The 15038-nt window shown below is 76.5% G+C and carries 14 protein-coding genes; 12 read left to right on the top strand and 2 right to left on the bottom strand.

What is annotated here, in order from left to right; all coding sequences use genetic code 11:
* Positions 1 to 124: 124 nt before the first annotated feature.
* Genes HDA31_RS05130 through HDA31_RS05140 form a run of 3 tightly spaced genes read left to right on the top strand, consistent with a single transcriptional unit; the run spans position 125 to position 2053 of the window.
* Positions 125 to 910 (top strand): hypothetical protein, encoded by a 786-nt coding sequence (locus tag HDA31_RS05130; RefSeq protein ID WP_178066114.1) that lies wholly within the window; start codon positions 125 to 127, stop codon positions 908 to 910.
* 31 nt (positions 911 to 941) lie between these two features.
* Positions 942 to 1406, top strand: a complete 465-nt coding sequence (locus tag HDA31_RS05135; protein WP_178066113.1) for a phage holin family protein — start codon at positions 942 to 944, stop codon at positions 1404 to 1406.
* Positions 1403 to 2053, top strand: a complete 651-nt coding sequence (locus tag HDA31_RS05140; protein ID WP_178066112.1) for a DUF3618 domain-containing protein — start codon at positions 1403 to 1405, stop codon at positions 2051 to 2053. The genes HDA31_RS05135 and HDA31_RS05140 overlap by 4 nt, the downstream gene beginning before the upstream one ends.
* 118 nt (positions 2054 to 2171) lie before the next feature.
* On the opposite strand, the gene HDA31_RS05145 is transcribed toward HDA31_RS05140, so the two are convergent.
* Positions 2172 to 3419, bottom strand: coding sequence for a cytochrome P450 (locus HDA31_RS05145; protein ID WP_074474559.1), 1248 nt, complete (start codon positions 3417 to 3419; stop codon positions 2172 to 2174).
* Positions 3420 to 3684: 265 nt separating this feature from the next.
* Here HDA31_RS05145 and HDA31_RS05150 point away from each other — a divergent pair, with 265 nt between their 5' ends.
* Positions 3685 to 4086 carry a hypothetical protein gene (locus tag HDA31_RS05150; RefSeq protein WP_178066111.1) on the top strand — a complete coding sequence of 134 codons (402 nt, stop codon included), beginning with the start codon at positions 3685 to 3687 and terminating at the stop codon, positions 4084 to 4086.
* A gap of 105 nt (positions 4087 to 4191) precedes the next feature.
* On the opposite strand, the gene HDA31_RS05155 is transcribed toward HDA31_RS05150, so the two are convergent.
* Positions 4192 to 4410: a DUF397 domain-containing protein gene (locus HDA31_RS05155; protein ID WP_013287999.1), complete on the bottom strand. Its 219-nt coding sequence runs from the start codon at positions 4408 to 4410 to the stop codon at positions 4192 to 4194.
* 67 nt (positions 4411 to 4477) lie between these two features.
* Here HDA31_RS05155 and pepN point away from each other — a divergent pair, with 67 nt between their 5' ends.
* The 8 genes from pepN to holA all read left to right on the top strand — a co-directional run bounded on the left by pepN (position 4478) and on the right by holA (position 15036).
* Positions 4478 to 6994 (top strand): aminopeptidase N, encoded by a 2517-nt coding sequence (pepN, locus tag HDA31_RS05160; protein ID WP_178066110.1) that lies wholly within the window; start codon positions 4478 to 4480, stop codon positions 6992 to 6994.
* A gap of 147 nt (positions 6995 to 7141) precedes the next feature.
* On the top strand, positions 7142 to 7738 hold the full coding sequence (gene nadD, locus HDA31_RS05165) for a nicotinate-nucleotide adenylyltransferase (RefSeq protein WP_074474562.1): 597 nt from the start codon (positions 7142 to 7144) through the stop codon (positions 7736 to 7738).
* Between the two features lie 110 nt (positions 7739 to 7848).
* Positions 7849 to 8259, top strand: a complete 411-nt coding sequence (rsfS, locus tag HDA31_RS05170; RefSeq protein WP_178066109.1) for a ribosome silencing factor — start codon at positions 7849 to 7851, stop codon at positions 8257 to 8259.
* Positions 8256 to 8885 carry a histidine phosphatase family protein gene (locus HDA31_RS05175; protein ID WP_178066108.1) on the top strand — a complete coding sequence of 210 codons (630 nt, stop codon included), beginning with the start codon at positions 8256 to 8258 and terminating at the stop codon, positions 8883 to 8885. The genes rsfS and HDA31_RS05175 overlap by 4 nt, the downstream gene beginning before the upstream one ends.
* A 169-nt stretch (positions 8886 to 9054) precedes the next feature.
* On the top strand, positions 9055 to 10005 hold the full coding sequence (locus HDA31_RS05180) for a DegV family protein (protein WP_178066107.1): 951 nt from the start codon (positions 9055 to 9057) through the stop codon (positions 10003 to 10005).
* 694 nt (positions 10006 to 10699) lie between these two features.
* Positions 10700 to 11443: a ComEA family DNA-binding protein gene (locus HDA31_RS05185; RefSeq protein ID WP_246384714.1), complete on the top strand. Its 744-nt coding sequence runs from the start codon at positions 10700 to 10702 to the stop codon at positions 11441 to 11443.
* Between the two features lie 101 nt (positions 11444 to 11544).
* Positions 11545 to 13932, top strand: coding sequence for a ComEC/Rec2 family competence protein (locus HDA31_RS05190; RefSeq protein WP_178067749.1), 2388 nt, complete (start codon positions 11545 to 11547; stop codon positions 13930 to 13932).
* 123 nt (positions 13933 to 14055) lie between these two features.
* Complete coding sequence (holA, locus tag HDA31_RS05195; RefSeq protein ID WP_178066106.1) at positions 14056 to 15036, top strand: DNA polymerase III subunit delta; 981 nt, start codon at positions 14056 to 14058, stop codon at positions 15034 to 15036.
* Positions 15037 to 15038: the final 2 nt, after the last annotated feature.

A 15038-nucleotide genomic window follows, 5' to 3' on the forward strand; every position in this document is an offset into this window, starting at 1 on the left:
AGCGAAACCGGGAATCAGGTGTGGGCCGCCGGGGCCAGGGTAGGTCAAAAGACGCCGGCCGGATGAACGCTGGCGAATCCCATGAATTGACTACCGCTACGACTTTACGAGCGGAAGGGACATCATGACCTACGATCTCGCCCCCACGACGTCCACGTACGGGCAGGAGTCGAGCAACGGCCACGGCGTACGCGATCAGGCCCGGCAGGTGGGCGCGGAGGCCGCGCACGCGGGCGGCGCGGTCGCGCAGACGGCCAGGGAGCAGGGCCGGGAGGTCGTCGACGAGGCGGCGCGGCAGGCCCGCAACCTCTACGGCGAGGCCCGCGACCAGCTCGCCGGGCAGGCCGGGGAGCAGCAGCGCCGGGCGGCCGGCGGGCTGCGCTCGCTGGCCGACGAGATGCGCGTCATGGCGCAGAACAGCGGCCGCTCCGGGCCGGTGACCGAGCTGGCCCACCAGGCCGCCGAGCGGGCCGACGGCGTGGCCGGCTGGCTGGAACAGCGGCGGCCCGGCGACATCCTCACCGAGGTCAAGGACTACGCCCGCCGCAACCCGGGCACCTTCCTCGTCGGCGCCGCCGTGCTCGGCGTGCTCGCCGGCCGGCTCACCCGGGGCCTGTCCGCGGCGTCCGACGCCACCGGCGGCGGCTCGACCGGGGCGGACGACCCGGAGCGCACCGCCGTCATCCCGACCCCGCCTGCCCAGCGCGCCGTGCCGGACCAGATCCCCCCGGGCGGCTATCTCGACCCGACCCCCGAAGCCGGCCACACCGGCCAGGGCGCGGCCTACCCCGACCCCGGCACCACCACCGGCTACGCCGACCCGGCGGACGGCACCGGAACGCCGCTGCCCCCGGTGACCCAGACCGACCCGCTGCCGGGCATGCCGTCCAGCGGCGCAGCCCGCCCGTGAGCCGCCGCGCCAGCCGAAGGGAGGCGACGGAATGACCGCGCCGACGCAGGATCCCGGACTGGACGCCGGGTACGACCCCACAGGTGCCCCGCACACCGCCGACGAGGTCAGGAGCAGCTCGGTGGGGGAGCTGCTGCGCCAGGTGACCACCGACCTGTCCACGCTGCTGCGTCAGGAGGTGGAGCTGGCCAAGGCCGAGATCCGCCAGGAGGGCAGGAAGGCGGGCAGGGCCGCCGGGCTGTTCGGCGGCGCCGGCTTCGGCGGGTACATGGTGGCGCTGTTCCTGTCCCTCGCGCTCTGGGCCGGGCTGTCCAACGTGCTGGACGCCGGCTGGGCCGCGCTGATCGTCGCCGTGCTCTGGGGCGCGCTCGCCGCCGTCCTCTACACCCTGGCCAAGCAGCACGCCCGGCGTGTCCGGGGCCTCAGGCAGACCAACGACAGCGTGCAGCGCATCCCCGACGCGCTCAAGCCCCACCCGGAGGGAGTCACCCGATGAGCACCGATCCCGACCAGATCCGCCGGGAGATCGAGGCCACCCGCGACAGCCTCAGCAGCGACGTGGACGTCCTGGCGTACAAGGTCAGCCCCGGCCGCATCGTCGACGACCGCAAGCAGCGGGCGCGCACCGCGCTCCAGAATGTGAGGGACAAGGTCATGGGCACCGCTTCCGACTACGGCCACAGCACCGGACACGCCGCCCACGCGGTCGCCGACCGGGCCTCGTCGGCCGCGTCCACGGTGAGCGACAAGGCGCACTCGGCGGCCGCCACCGTCGGCGACGCCGCCCAGCGCGCGCCGCACGTGCTGCGGGAGAAGTCCGAGGGCAACCCGCTGGCCGCCGGCCTGATCGCCTTCGGCGTCGGCATGCTGGTCTCCTCCCTGATCCCGGCGAGCCGCCGCGAGCAGCAGGTGGCCACCCAGGTCAGGGAGCGGGCCGGCGCGCACGTCGGCGCGGTGCAGGAGAAGCTCGGCGAGGTCGCCGGCGAGCTGCGGGAGGAGCTGCGCGAGCCGGCGCAGCACGCGGGCGAGTCGGTGCGGGCCACCGCCCAGGACGCCGTGCACGCCGTCCGCGACGACACCCGGTCGGCCGCCCACGACGTGCGGGACCACGCCCAGCAGGCCCGCGAGCAGGCCCGGCACTGACGGGACACCCGGTGACGGCGTGGCCGCCCGCGTCGGGAGCGTCGCCCGGGTCGGGAGCGTTAGGAAGGGTCCCTGTGCAACAGAATGCGTTAACGGGGGGCCCTTCCTTGCGCAGTCGTCAGGCGGTGCGGCGCACGTCGGTGACGACGAGGCCGCTCGGCGGCAGGGCGGGCATCCGCCGCAGGTCGATCGCGAGGTCCTGCGGCGGCACCTCGTAGCGGATGGTCGTGGTCAGGTTGGTGACGGCCCGCTTGAGCAGCTCGATCGTGATCCACTCGCCGGCGCAGCGGTGCCCGGTCAGGTGTTCGCCGCCGCCCTGCGGCACCAGCGCGAACGGGTCGCCGCGCCAGCCGGCGAAGCGCTCCGGGCGGAACCGCTCCGGCTCGGGCCAGAGCGCCTCGTGGTGGTTGGTGCCGTACAGGTCGAGCAGCACCCGCCGCCCCTGCGGGAAGTGGTGCCCCTGCCAGTCGAAGGAGCGCCGCACCCGGGCGGCGGCGACCGGGAAGAACGGGTAGTAGCGGCGGACCTCCTGCACGAAGCACTCGGTGGCGTCGTCGTCGCCGCGTACCTGGTCGCGCCACTGCGGGTGGTCGTGCAGGGCGAGCGCGGCGAAGACCACGAAACGGTCGACGGCGACGGTGGGGCGCAGCACGTTGAGCAGCTCCACGGCGGCGATCCGGCGGGGCAGCAGCCGCCCCTGGCCGTCCCGGTGCTCGGCGATCGCCCGCAGCGCGCTGCCCGGCGGGGCCGGCAGGACGCCCACCCGGGCGCGCTCGACGACCTCCCCGAGCCACCGCTCGCCGCGGCGGCGACCGATCCGGCCCCGCCAGTGCCGGGGGCCGAACGCGGTGGGACCCTCGATCATCGACCGCATCACCGCGGTGCGCCGGGGCACCTCGGCGTCGGCCAGCGGCACGCCCGCCCAGGCGCAGACGGCCCGGGTGAGCAGCGGGGCCACCTCGTCGTGCAGCACCACCCGGCCGGCGCGCTCCCAGACCGGCACCCGGGCCCGCCACTCGTCGTCGAAGAGCTGGCCGAGCTGCCGAACCGCCGACGGCGTCATGATCGACATGAACATGGCCTTGCGCTCGTGGTGGGCCGTCCCGTCGAGGCCCTGCACCCCGCCCACGCCGGTGAGGGTCCGCTGCATCCGCTTCGGCGCCGCGCCCGCCCGGACGAACCGCTCGGGGTCGTAGAAGAGCGCCGCCGCCGGTCGGCCGCGCAGGCAGATGGTCGGTTCGAGCAGCAGCCGGGTCTGGAAGATGTCCGTGCCGTACCGGTCGCAGCGGTCGCCGATGAACCGGTAGCCCTCGCGCAGCAGGGCCAGGGTGCTGTCCGGGCTGCGGTCGGCCGGCATGCTGGCCATCGGACCCCTCCTGGTGTTCCCCGCCCGGCGGCACCGCGCGGTGGGGGTTCGTCTACCCATCTCGCGGCGACCGAATCCCCGCCGCCCCTGTCGAGCCCGGTCGAGGTCGACGGCGTGGCGTCCGTCCGCGCGGCGCGCGCCGGCTGGCCCCTCCCAGGGCGGCGGGAACCTGGTTTGCTGGAGCGCACGGGCCGGCGACCGGTCGGCCCGGGGCGCTCGGGCCGCCGGTGGCGGGAGCGTCGGGTGATCACGACGGGGAGGGCACATGCGGGAGAACGCGTCGCGCTACTGGCGACAGCGGCGGGCGGTCGACGCGCTGGGCGCGGGCCGGGCCGGCGGCGGGGAGCCGGCGGGGCCGCTGCTCGCCCGGCCCCGCCGGGAGCAGCGGCCGCCGCGCTGGTTCACCGTGCATCTCGGCTTCGCCGCCGCCGGGCCCGACGCGGCCCGCGAGCTCGCCGTGACGTACGCCGAGGGGCTGAGCGTGCTCCGCCCCGAGCTGGCCCTCGGGGCCGCCGCGCTGTCCCCGGCCGACGCCTGGCACCGGGCCGAGCGGCTGTTCTGCGGGGCGGTCGGCCCCGACGGCGAGCGCTGCGCCGACGTGGCCGGTCACCCCGGCTTCCACCACGCCCCGGGGCCCGGCGGCCTCGGCTGGGGCGACGGCGACTGACGGGCGGTTCGGGGCCGGGCCGGGACCGTCTGCTGCCCGGGGAAGGCGCACGTCGCGCCCCGTCCCCGGGGGCGGCAGGCGGTCCCGGCCCGGCGGCCCGCCGGCTCAGTCCAGGTCGAACTCGCCGTCCTGGGCCCCGGCGACGAACGCGTCCCACTCGGCCTGGGTGAAGACGAGCACCGGGCCGTCCGGCTCGGCGGAGTTGCGCATGCCGATCAGGTCGTCGACGAAGGCCACCTCGACCGCGCCTTCCGAGGTGTCGCCCTCGGCCCGCTGCCAGACCGCCCGGGACAGGTCGAAGTCGCCCTTGGGGTGCTGACCCATTGTTGCTTCCTCCATCGCATGCCGTGACGGGAAACGAGTGTGCTTCCCCATCGGGCAGGATAAGCGGATGCCGAGCCTGAGCCGTGTAGAGGCGACCGCGCGTGGCGCGTTGATTACCGTCGAGTCCTACCACGTGGACCTCGACCTGACCGCAGGCGACGAGCGATTCCGCTCGCACGCCACGATCCGTTTCCGGGCGACCCCCGGCGCGGAGACCTTCGTCGAGGTGCTGCCCGCGCGGCTGCTGGGGGCGCGCCTGAACGGGCGACCGCTCGACCCGGCGACGCTCGCCGGCAACCGGCTGCCGCTGACCGGCCTCGCCGAGGCCAACACGCTGGTCGTCGAGGCCGAGATGGCCTACTCGAACACCGGCGAGGGGCTGCACCGGTTCGTCGACCCCGCCGACGGCGAGACCTACCTCTACGCGATGTCCTTCCTGGACAACGCGCAGCGCATCTTCGCCGCCTTCGACCAGCCCGACCTGAAGGCCCCGGTCCGGCTCGCCGTGACCGCCCCGCCGCGGTGGACGGTCGCCGCCAACGGCGCGCTGGCCGCCACGCCCCGGCCGGGGCGTTGGGAGTTCGCCCAGACGGCCCCGCTGGCGCCGTACTTCGTCACGCTGATCGCCGGGCCGTGGCACGTGCGCCGCGCCGAGCACGACGGCATCCCGCTGGGCGTCTGGTGCCGGCGCTCCCTCGCCGCCCACCTGGACGCCGACGTCGAGGAGATCCTCACCGTCACCCGGCAGTGCCTGGACCGGTTCCACGAGCTGTTCGCCGAGCGTTACCCCTTCGGCAAGTACGACCAGGCGTTCGTGCCGGAGTTCAACGCCGGCGCGATGGAGAACCCGGGCCTGGTCACCTTCCGCGACGACCTCGTGTTCCGCTCGGCGGTCACCGACACCCAGCGCGAGCTGCGGGCCACCACGATCGCTCACGAGATGGCCCACATGTGGTTCGGCGACCTGGTCACCATGCGCTGGTGGGACGACCTGTGGCTCAACGAGTCGTTCGCGGAGTACCTGGGGACCCGGGTCACCGCCGAGGCGACCCGGTTCGACCGCGCGTGGACGACGTTCGCGCTGCGCCGCAAGGGCTGGGGGTACGCGGCCGACCAGCGCCCCTCCACCCACCCCGTCGCGCCGGAGGAGGTCGCCGACGCCGCCCTGGCGCTGCTCAACTTCGACGGCATCTCGTACGCCAAGGGGGCCAGCGTCCTGCGCCAGCTCGTCGCCTGGCTCGGTGACGACACGTTCCTGGCCGGGCTGAACGCCCACTTCGCGGCGCACCGGTTCGGCAACGCCACCCTCGCCGACCTGCTCGGCGCGCTCTCCGCCGCCGCCGGGCGGGACCTGTCGGGCTGGGCCGAGCGCTGGCTGCGCTCGGCCCAGGTCAACACGCTGCGGGTCGACGTCACGCTCGACGCCGACGGCCGGTACGCGGACGCGGCGATCGTGCAGACCGCCCCGGTCGGTCACCCGGTGCTGCGCCCGCACCGCGTCGGCGTCGCCCGGTACGCCGCCGACGGCACCGTCACCCACGACGAGGTCGACCTCGACCCGGACGCCGACGGCGGCCGGACGGTCCTCGCCGGGCTGCGCGGGCAGCCGGCCGCCCGGCTGCTGCTGCCCAACGCCGGTGACCTCACCTTCGCCAAGATCCGTCTCGACCCCGCCTCCGTCGACGCGGTGCCGCTGGTGCTGCCGACCCTGGCTGACCCGCTGGCCCGGGCCCTGCTGTGGGGCGAGGCGCTGGACGCGGCCACCGACGGCGAGCGCCCCGTCGCCGCCCTGGTGGAGCTGGTCGCCACCGCGCTGCCCGCCGAGACCGAGGTGATCATCGTGGAGGACGTGCTGCGCAGCGTCCGGCCGCTGGTCGACCAGCACCTCGACCCCCTCGCCCGGGACGGGGCGCTGCTCCGGCTCGCCGACGCCTGCCAACGGCTGCTCGCCGCCGCCGAGCCGGGCGGGTCGCGGCAGCTCGCCGCCGCCCGGGGCCTGATCGGCGCGAGCACCGACGCCGACCTGCTCGCCGGCTGGCTGGCCGGCAAGGACGTCCCCGCCGGGCTGGCCGTGGACACCGAGCTGCGCTGGACGCTGCTCGGCCGGCTCGTCGTGCTCGGCGCGGCCGGGGCGGCCGAGATCGCCGCCGAGGCGGCGGCCGACCCGAGCGCCACCGGCGCCGAGCGGGCCGCCCGGTGCCGGGCCGCGCTGCCCGACCCGGCCGCGAAGGAGGCGGCGTGGGAGGTCGTGGTGCGCAACACCGAGCTGTCCAACCGGCTGGTCGAGGCCGCTGCGCAGGGGTTCTGGCAGCCGGAGCAGGCCGAGCTGACCCGGCCGTACGTCGAGCGGTACTTCGCCGACATGCCGGCGGCGGCGCGCCGGCGTACCCCCTGGGTCGCCGACCAGGTCGCGGCCGACGCCTACCCCTGCTACGCCGTGGCGCAGCCCACCCGGGAGCTGGCCGCGGCGCTGCTGGCCCGCGACGACCTCACGCCCGGCCTGCGCCGGGTGGTCACCGACGCCGACGACGACCTGCGCCGCGCCCTGGTGGCCCGCACCGCCGTGGCCGCCGCCTCGGCCTGATCCGCCGCAGCCCGGGCCCGGAAAGCCCAGATTCGTCACGTTTTCGGCCTTCCCCCGGCCCTGGTCGCGTCCCGTGACCTGGGCCGGGGGAGGGGCCGCGACCCGGGCCGGAGGCACCGCCGCGCGCGGCCCGCATACGATCGGCGGGTGCGGGAAGACATCCGGCGGGTCGGGATCATGGGCGGCACGTTCGACCCGATCCACCACGGTCACCTGGTCGCGGCCAGCGAGGTGGCCGACCGGTTCGGGCTGGACGAGGTCGTCTTCGTGCCGACCGGGCAGCCGTGGCAGAAGGCGGACCAGCCGGTCACCCCGGCCGAGGACCGCTACCTGATGACGGTGATCGCCACCGCGTCCAACCCCCGGTTCCAGGTCAGCCGGGTCGACATCGACCGGGGCGGGCCGACGTACACCGTCGACACGCTGCGCGACCTGCACGCCGAGTACGGGCCCGAGGTGCAGCTCTACTTCATCACCGGGGCGGACGCGCTGGAGCGGATCCTGTCCTGGAAGGACCTCGACGAGATCTTCGCGCTGGCCCACTTCATCGGGGTCACCCGCCCCGGCTTCGAGCTGACCGACAAGCACGTGCCCGCCGACACGGTGAGCCTGGTGCAGGTGCCCGCGATGGCCATCTCGTCGACGGACTGCCGCGCCCGGGTGGCCCGGGGCGAACCGGTCTGGTATCTGGTGCCCGACGGTGTGGTGCAGTACATCGCGAAACGGCGGCTCTATCAGCGGTGATCGCGCCGGATATGCGGTCGTTCGTCCCCGAAACCGGCCAGAACCGACAGGTCGTCACGTCAGCGGGTGTGAGACGCTTGGAGGGTCGCACGGTTGATCGAAGGAGAACGGTGACAGTTTCCGAACGCGCTCACGAGCTGGCGATGGCCGCCGCCCAGGCCGCGGCCGACAAGAAGGCGCAGGACATCGTCATCATCGACGTGGGTGACCAGCTCGCCATCACCGACGCGTTCCTGCTCGCCGCCGCCCCCAACGAGCGTCAGGTGCTGGCCATCGTCGACGCCATCGAGGAGCGGCTGCTGGAGCTGCCGGAGAAGGCCAAGCCGGTCCGGCGCGAGGGCGAGCGGGGCGGCCGCTGGGTGCTGCTCGACTACGTCGACATGGTCGTGCACGTCCAGCACACCGAGGAGCGCGAGTTCTACGCCCTCGACCGGCTCTGGAAGGACTGCCCGCAGATCCCGTTCGTCGACCGGGACCTGGTCGAGGCCGAGGCCGCCGCCGGCACCGCACCGGCCGAATGACCCGACTGATCGTCTGGCGGCACGGCAACACCGACTGGAACGCCGCGAGCCGGGTGCAGGGGCAGACCGACGTACCCCTCAACGACCTCGGCCGCGAGCAGGCCGCCGCCGCCGCGCCGCTGCTCGCGGCGCTGCGCCCCGACGCGATCGTGGCCAGCGACCTGCGCCGCGCCGCCGACACGGCCGCCGCCCTCGCCGCGCTCACCGGCCTGCCGGTGCGCGCCGACGCCCGGCTGCGCGAGCGGCACTTCGGGCGGTGGCAGGGGCTGGAGCTCGCCGAGGCGGCGCGGCTCTACCCCGACGAGCACGCCCGGTGGCGGGCCGGCGATCCCGACCCGGGCGCCGACATCGAGAGCCTCGACGACCTCGGCAAGCGGGTCGGCGCCGCCCTCCAGGAGGCGGCCGACGCCGGGCCCGGCGCGACGATCGTGATCGCCACCCACGGCGGCGCGGCCCGGCAGGGCTGTGGGCACCTGCTCGGCTGGGACCACGCGGTGCTGCGGGCCATCGGCTCGCTGCGCAACTGCCACTGGACCGAGCTGCGCGACAGCGGCACGCGCGGCTGGCACCTGCGGGCGCACAACGTCGGCGTGCTGACCACCACGGCGGCGGCCGAGGCGGTCTGACCCGGCGCCCCCGGTTCACGGCTTCCGGGGCTGCGGTTCCCGGGCCGTGTCCTTCCAGGCCAGGGTCCCCGGGCGGCCGGTCGCGGGCCACCGCTTCCGGGTGGCCTTTCGGGGGCGGCCGGGCCGGGCGGCCACGGCGGTCCGGGCCCGGATCGGCTACGGTGCCGGAATGCCCGTCGCGGTCGTCACCGACTCCACCGCCTACCTCCCGCCCGAGCTGGTGCGCCGACACCGACTCACCGTCGTGCCGCTGACCGTGGTGCTCAACGGCGCGGAGGGGCTGGAGGGCGTCGAGATGTACCCCGGCGACGCCACCCGGGCGCTCGGCGGCCGGCGGGTCACCGTCAGCACCTCCCGGCCGGCACCGGAGCAGTTCGCGCGGACGTACCGTGAGCTGCTCGACGCCGGCGCAGACGCGGTGGTCTCGGTGCACCTGTCGGCCGAGCTGTCCGGCACCGTCGAGGCGGCCCGGCTGGCCGCCGCGCAGGTCGGCGACGACCGGGTCGCGGTCGTCGACAGCCGCTCCACCGGCATGGGCCTCGGCTTCCCGGCGCTCGCGGCCGCCGCGGCCGCCGTCGACGGCGCCGACCTTCCGGGGGTACGCCGCGCGGCGGCCGACGCGATCGACCGCACCACGATCTACTTCTACGTCGACACGCTGGAGTTCCTGCGCCGGGGTGGCCGGATCGGGGCCGCCGAGGCGCTGCTCGGCACCGCCCTGTCGGTCAAGCCGATCATGCACATGCCGGACGGGGCGATCGTGCTCCGGGACAAGGTGCGCACCGCCAGCCGGGGCGTGGCCCGCCTGGTCGACCTCGCCGTCGAGGCGGCCGGCGACGCCGACGTCGACCTCGCCGTGCACCACCTCGCCGCCCCGCAACGCGCCGAGCACCTCCTCGCGGCGCTCACCGAGCGGCTCGGCGGCCGGGTGCGCTCGACGTACGTCACGGAGGCCGGCGCGGTGGTCGCCGCGCACGCCGGCCCGGGCCTGGCCTGCGTCGTCGTGCACCGCCGCCCCGGCCCGGCCGAGGCGGGTTCCGGCGCAGGCAGGGCCGGCGTGGACTCGCCCGGTGCGGCTTCGGCCGGCCTGGCTTCGGTCGATGAGCCGGAGGTCCGCTGACATCCTGCTGCGTAGGGAGCTGAGTCGAATACGACATCACCAGACCTGGCAGCAGCCAACGCCGACACCGCTCCCCACCGGCACGCCCCCTAGCCCGTCGATCAAGAGAAGGCGTCAGAGTTGATCTCTGCGATGACGCAGACCTCTTGGCCACCGGGCGGGGTGGGGTGGGCGTATAGCAGATGGTGGGCATGATCAGGTGATTGTCCACAGAGGCTTTCGTTGTCCACAGGAGGCGGTCGCTGGGCCCCGGAGGGACCTGTTGCCGGCCTAACCTCGCGCCGTGTCAGACGACGAGGAGACGGTCGTACGGCGGCGGCTGCGATGGTTGGCGGGTGGACCGCCGGCGACCACGCCCCCGGTACGCCCAGCTGTGCCGGCAGTGCCGGCCGAACCGGTCGCGCCACCGACAATCGGGCGGCCCGAGGCGGCCGGGCCGCCGCCGGGGCCGATGGGCGGGCCTGCTGTCGGGCGGGCTCTCGTGGTGCCGCCGGAGGACCGGTGGCCGCTCGCCGGCGAGCCGCTGGTCGAGCGGCCGGTGCCCTGGCCGGGGGAACGGCATCCCGGCTCGGGCCGACGGGTCGCCCGCGCGTCGTCTCCCGTCCCGGGCTCGCTCGGAAGCGGTGGCCTGGGCCGGGCTGGCTCGCTCGGAGATGACGGTCTGGGGCGCGTCGGCCTGCCCGGGGGCGAGGGTCTGGGGCGCGACGGTCCGCTCGGGGGCGACGATCCGGGGCATACCGATGAGTCGACACCCGGCCCCGACGGCGAGCCGGCGTCCGGGTGGTCGTCGCGGCTGCCGGGGCCCGGTGCGTTCGACCCCGGCCGGCGGGGCGTGCGGGCGCTGGCGGCGGTCGCCGTCGCGGTGGTGCTCGGTGCCGGCTTCTGGGCGTGGCGCTCCCGCCCGCAGGCCGAACCGGTCCGGGCCGAGCCGTCCGCCGCCGCCGGCTTCGACGCGGCGCCGGAGGCGGGAGCGCCGGCCGCCGCCCCGACGCCGGGCGGCGAGCTGGTGGTGGCGGTAGCCGGAAAGGTGCGCCGCCCCGGGCTGGTCCGGGTGCCGGCGGGCGCGCGGGTCGGCGACGCCGTGCAGGCGGCCGGCGGCGCGTTGCCCGGTGTCGACGTGGCGTTGCTCAACCCGGCCCGCAAGGTCGCCGACGGCGAGCTGATCCTGGTCGGCGTCACCGCCCCGCCGGGCCAGCCCGGTGCCGCCCCGGGGCAGCCGGCCGGCGGGGGTCCGGCGGCCCCCGCCGGGCTGGTCAACCTGAACACGGCCACCCTCGCCCAGCTCGACACGCTGCCCGGGGTGGGGCCGGTGCTGGCCCAGCGCATCCTCGACCACCGCGACCGCGCCGGCGGGTTCCGTTCGGTGGGCGACCTGCGCCAGGTGGAGGGCATCGGCGATTCCCGGTACGAGCAGCTCAAGGAACTGGTGACGGTGTGAGCGCAAGCGCGGGGCCGCCGGCGGCGGGCGCGTCGCCAGGCCACGGCGGCGCGGTCGTCACCGCACCCGGTGCCCCGGCCGGGGTCGGCACGGCGGGCGATGTGCCGGCCGAGCGGGCCGCCGGTGCCGTGGACGGGCCCGACCTGCGGCTGGCGGGGCTGGCCGTGGCCGCCTGGCTGGCCGCGCTGGTGAGCCTGCACCTGAGCGCCCGCGCGGCGGCGCTGCTCGCCGCCGGGGCGGCCGGGCTGGCCGCGCTCGTCGCGGCGCACCTGCTCGGTCGGTTGGGACGCCCGGCGGGCCCCGTCCGGCGGCACGGATGGATCGCCGTGGCCGTGCTGCTCGGCGTGGTGTGCGGGGCGACGGCGACGGCCGCCCGGCTCGGCGTCCGGGACGCCCCCGCCGTCCGCGCGCTCGTCGACGACCGGGCCACGGTCGGCGCCGACCTGATCGTCCGGGCCGACCCCCGTCCGGTCCGGGGCGTCGCGGGCCGGCCCGCCACCCTGCTGGTCCGGGCCGAGCTGGTCGCCCTGACCGGCCCCGACGGCGTCCGGGTCGGCGCGCCGCTGCGGGTCCTGCTGCTCGCCACCGACCCGGCCTGGCGGGCGGTGCTCCCCGGGCAGCGGCTCAGCGCCGAGGGGCGGCTCGGCGCGCCGCGCGGTGGCGACCTGACCGCTGCGGTGCTCACGGTGCGCGGCCCGCCGACGCCGCACGGGCCGCCCCCATGGGCGCAGCGGGCCGCCGGCACCCTCCGGGCCGGCCTGCAACGCGTCTGCGAGCCGCTGCCCGACGAGCAGGGCGGGCTGCTGCCCGGCCTCGTGGTGGGCGACACCAGCCGACTGCTGCCGGCCGTGGAGGAGGACTTCCGCACGACCGGGATGACCCACCTGAACGCCGTCTCGGGCTCCAACGTGGCGATCGTCGTCGGCGCGGTGCTGCTGCTGGCCCGGTGGTCCAGGGCCGGCCCCCGGGTGGCCGCCGGGCTGTGTGTGCTGGCCCTGGTCGGGTTCGTCATCCTGGTCCGCCCCTCGCCGAGCGTGGTGCGCGCCGCGACCATGGGCGCGATCGGGCTGGCGGCGCTCGCCGCCGGCCGGCCCCGGGCCGCCCTGCCGGCGCTCGCCGCGGCGGTGGCCGCGCTGGTGCTGTTCGACCCGGACCTGGCCGGCGACCCGGGGTTCGCCCTGTCCGTGCTGGCCACGGCCGGGCTGCTGCTGCTCGCCCCGGGCTGGCGCGACGGGCTGCGCCGGCGGGGCGTGCCGCCCGGGTTCGCCGAGGCGCTGGCCGTGCCGGCCGCCGCGCAGCTCGCCTGCGGCCCGGTGGTCGCCGGGATCTCCGGCACGGTGAGCCTGGTGGCGGTCCCGGCGAACCTGCTGGCCGTCCCGGCGATCGCGCCCGCCACGGTGCTCGGCGTGGCGGCGGCGGTGCTCTCCCCGGTCTGGCCCTCCGGCGCGGGGTTGGCGGCCTGGTTGGCGAGTTGGCCGGCCTGGTGGCTGGTCACCGTCGCCCGGTACGGTGCCCGGCTGCCGGCCGGCACGCTGCCCTGGCCGGATGGCGCGCCGGGCGCGCTGCTGCTGGCCGGGCTGACCGTGGCGCTGCTGGTCGCCACCCGGCGGCCGGTGGTGCGCCGGCTGGTGGCGGTGGTCGCCGTCGCGGTGGTCGCCGGCACCCTGCCGGTCCGCCTCGTCGCCGGCGGCTGGCCGCCCGAGGGCTGGGTGGCGGTGGCGTGCGCGGTGGGCCAGGGTGACGCGCTGGTGCTGCCGGTGGCGGTCGGCCGGGCGGTGGTGGTCGACGCCGGTCCGGACCCGGCGGCGGTGGACGGCTGCCTGCGGCGGCTGGGCGTACGGGAGGTGCCGCTGCTGCTGTTCAGCCACTTCCACGCCGACCACACCGGTGGGGTCGCCGGGGTGTTCCGGGGCCGCCGGGTCGCGGCGGTACGCACCCCGCAGTGGCCTGAGCCCGCCGCCGGGCGGGACCTGGTGCGGGCCGTCGCAGCGGCGGGCGGGGCGGCGGTGGCCCCGGCGGGGGCCGGGTGGGCGTACCGGGGCGGCGGGGCGGAACTGGTCGTGCTCGGGCCGCCGTATCCGCTGCGGGGCACCCGGTCGGATCCGAACAACAACTCGCTGGTGCTGCGCGCCACGGTCGCCGGGGTGCGGATCCTGCTCGCCGGGGACGCCGAGACGGAGGAGCAGCGGGCGCTGCTGGACCACACGGCGGCCGGCGGCCTCCGGGCCGACGTGCTGAAGGTCGCCCATCACGGGTCGGCCTACCAGGATCCGGCGTTCCTGGACGCCGTCCGGCCGAGCGTGGCGCTGGTGCCGGTCGGGGCCGGCAACTCGTACGGGCACCCGAACGCCGCCGTGCTCGCCCGGCTGGCGCGGGGCGGAGCCCGGGTGCTGCGCACGGACACCGACGGGGACGTGGCGGTGGTGCGCGGCGGCGGCGACCGGATGGCCGTGGTGGTCAGGGGCGTGCCGGCCGGGAGCCGCCCGTGAGGACCCTGGGCATTGGTGGCATTGATGGTGGAGAGAGTTGAATGTCTAGATTTGCGTTGAGTGCGGGGTCTGCCGTCACGGGGCTCGACGAGCAGGCACGCGCGGCGGAGCGGACGTGCGAACATGGGCGGCGTGACCGCGCCCGACCTTGCCCCCATTCTGCTGGTCCTTGGCGACGAGGAGCTGCTCGCCACGCGCGCGGTGACCGAAGCGGTGACCCGGGTCCGCGCCGTCGACGCGGGCGTGGACGTCCGGGAATACCAGGCCGGCACACTGACCGTCGGCGAGATCGCCGAGATGCTCAGTCCGTCGCTGTTCGGCGGCCGGCGGGTGCTGGTCCTGCGCTCCGGTCAGGACGCCCGCAAGGACCTGGTCGCCGCCCTGCTGGCGTATGCGAAGAACCCCGACCCCGAGGTGCACCTCGTGGTGCTGCACCTCGGGGCGGCCAAGGGCAAGGCGTTCGCGGACGGGCTGCGGGCGGCCGGCGCGACCGTGGTGCCGGCGGCGAAGCTCAAGGGGCACCGCGAGCGGGTGGCCTTCGTCCGCGACGAGGTCCGCCGGGCCGGCGGCACATGCACCGACGACGCGGCGGAGGCGCTCATCGCGGCGGTCGGCACCGACCTGCGCGAGCTGGCCGCCGCCTGCTCCCAACTGGTCGCCGACACCGACGGCCGGATCGGCGCGGACACCGTGGCCCGCTACTACAAGGGGCGGGTGGAGGTGAGCGGCTTCACCGTCGCCGACGCCACCATGGTCGGCGACGTGCCGGCGGCGCTGGAGGCGCTGCGCTGGGCGTTGCACGTCGGCGTGGACCCGGTCCCGATCGCCGACGCGCTCGCCGACGGCGTGCGCACCGTCGCCCGGGTCGCGGCGGCGGGGCGGGGTGACCCGTACCAGCTGGCGAGCAGCCTCGGCATGCCGGCGTGGAAGGTCAGGAGCGCCCAGCAGCGGGCCCGGGGCTGGACCCCGGAGGGGCTAGTGCGGGCGATGCAGGCGGCCGCCGAGTGCAACGCGGCGGTCAAGGGCGGCTCGGACGACCGGGCGTACGCCCTGGAGCGGGCGGTCTTCTCGGTCGCGGCGGCCCGGCAGGGCGGCGCCCGGTGAAC

The organism is Micromonospora carbonacea (assembly GCF_014205165.1).
Lineage (GTDB): Bacteria > Actinomycetota > Actinomycetes > Mycobacteriales > Micromonosporaceae > Micromonospora > Micromonospora carbonacea.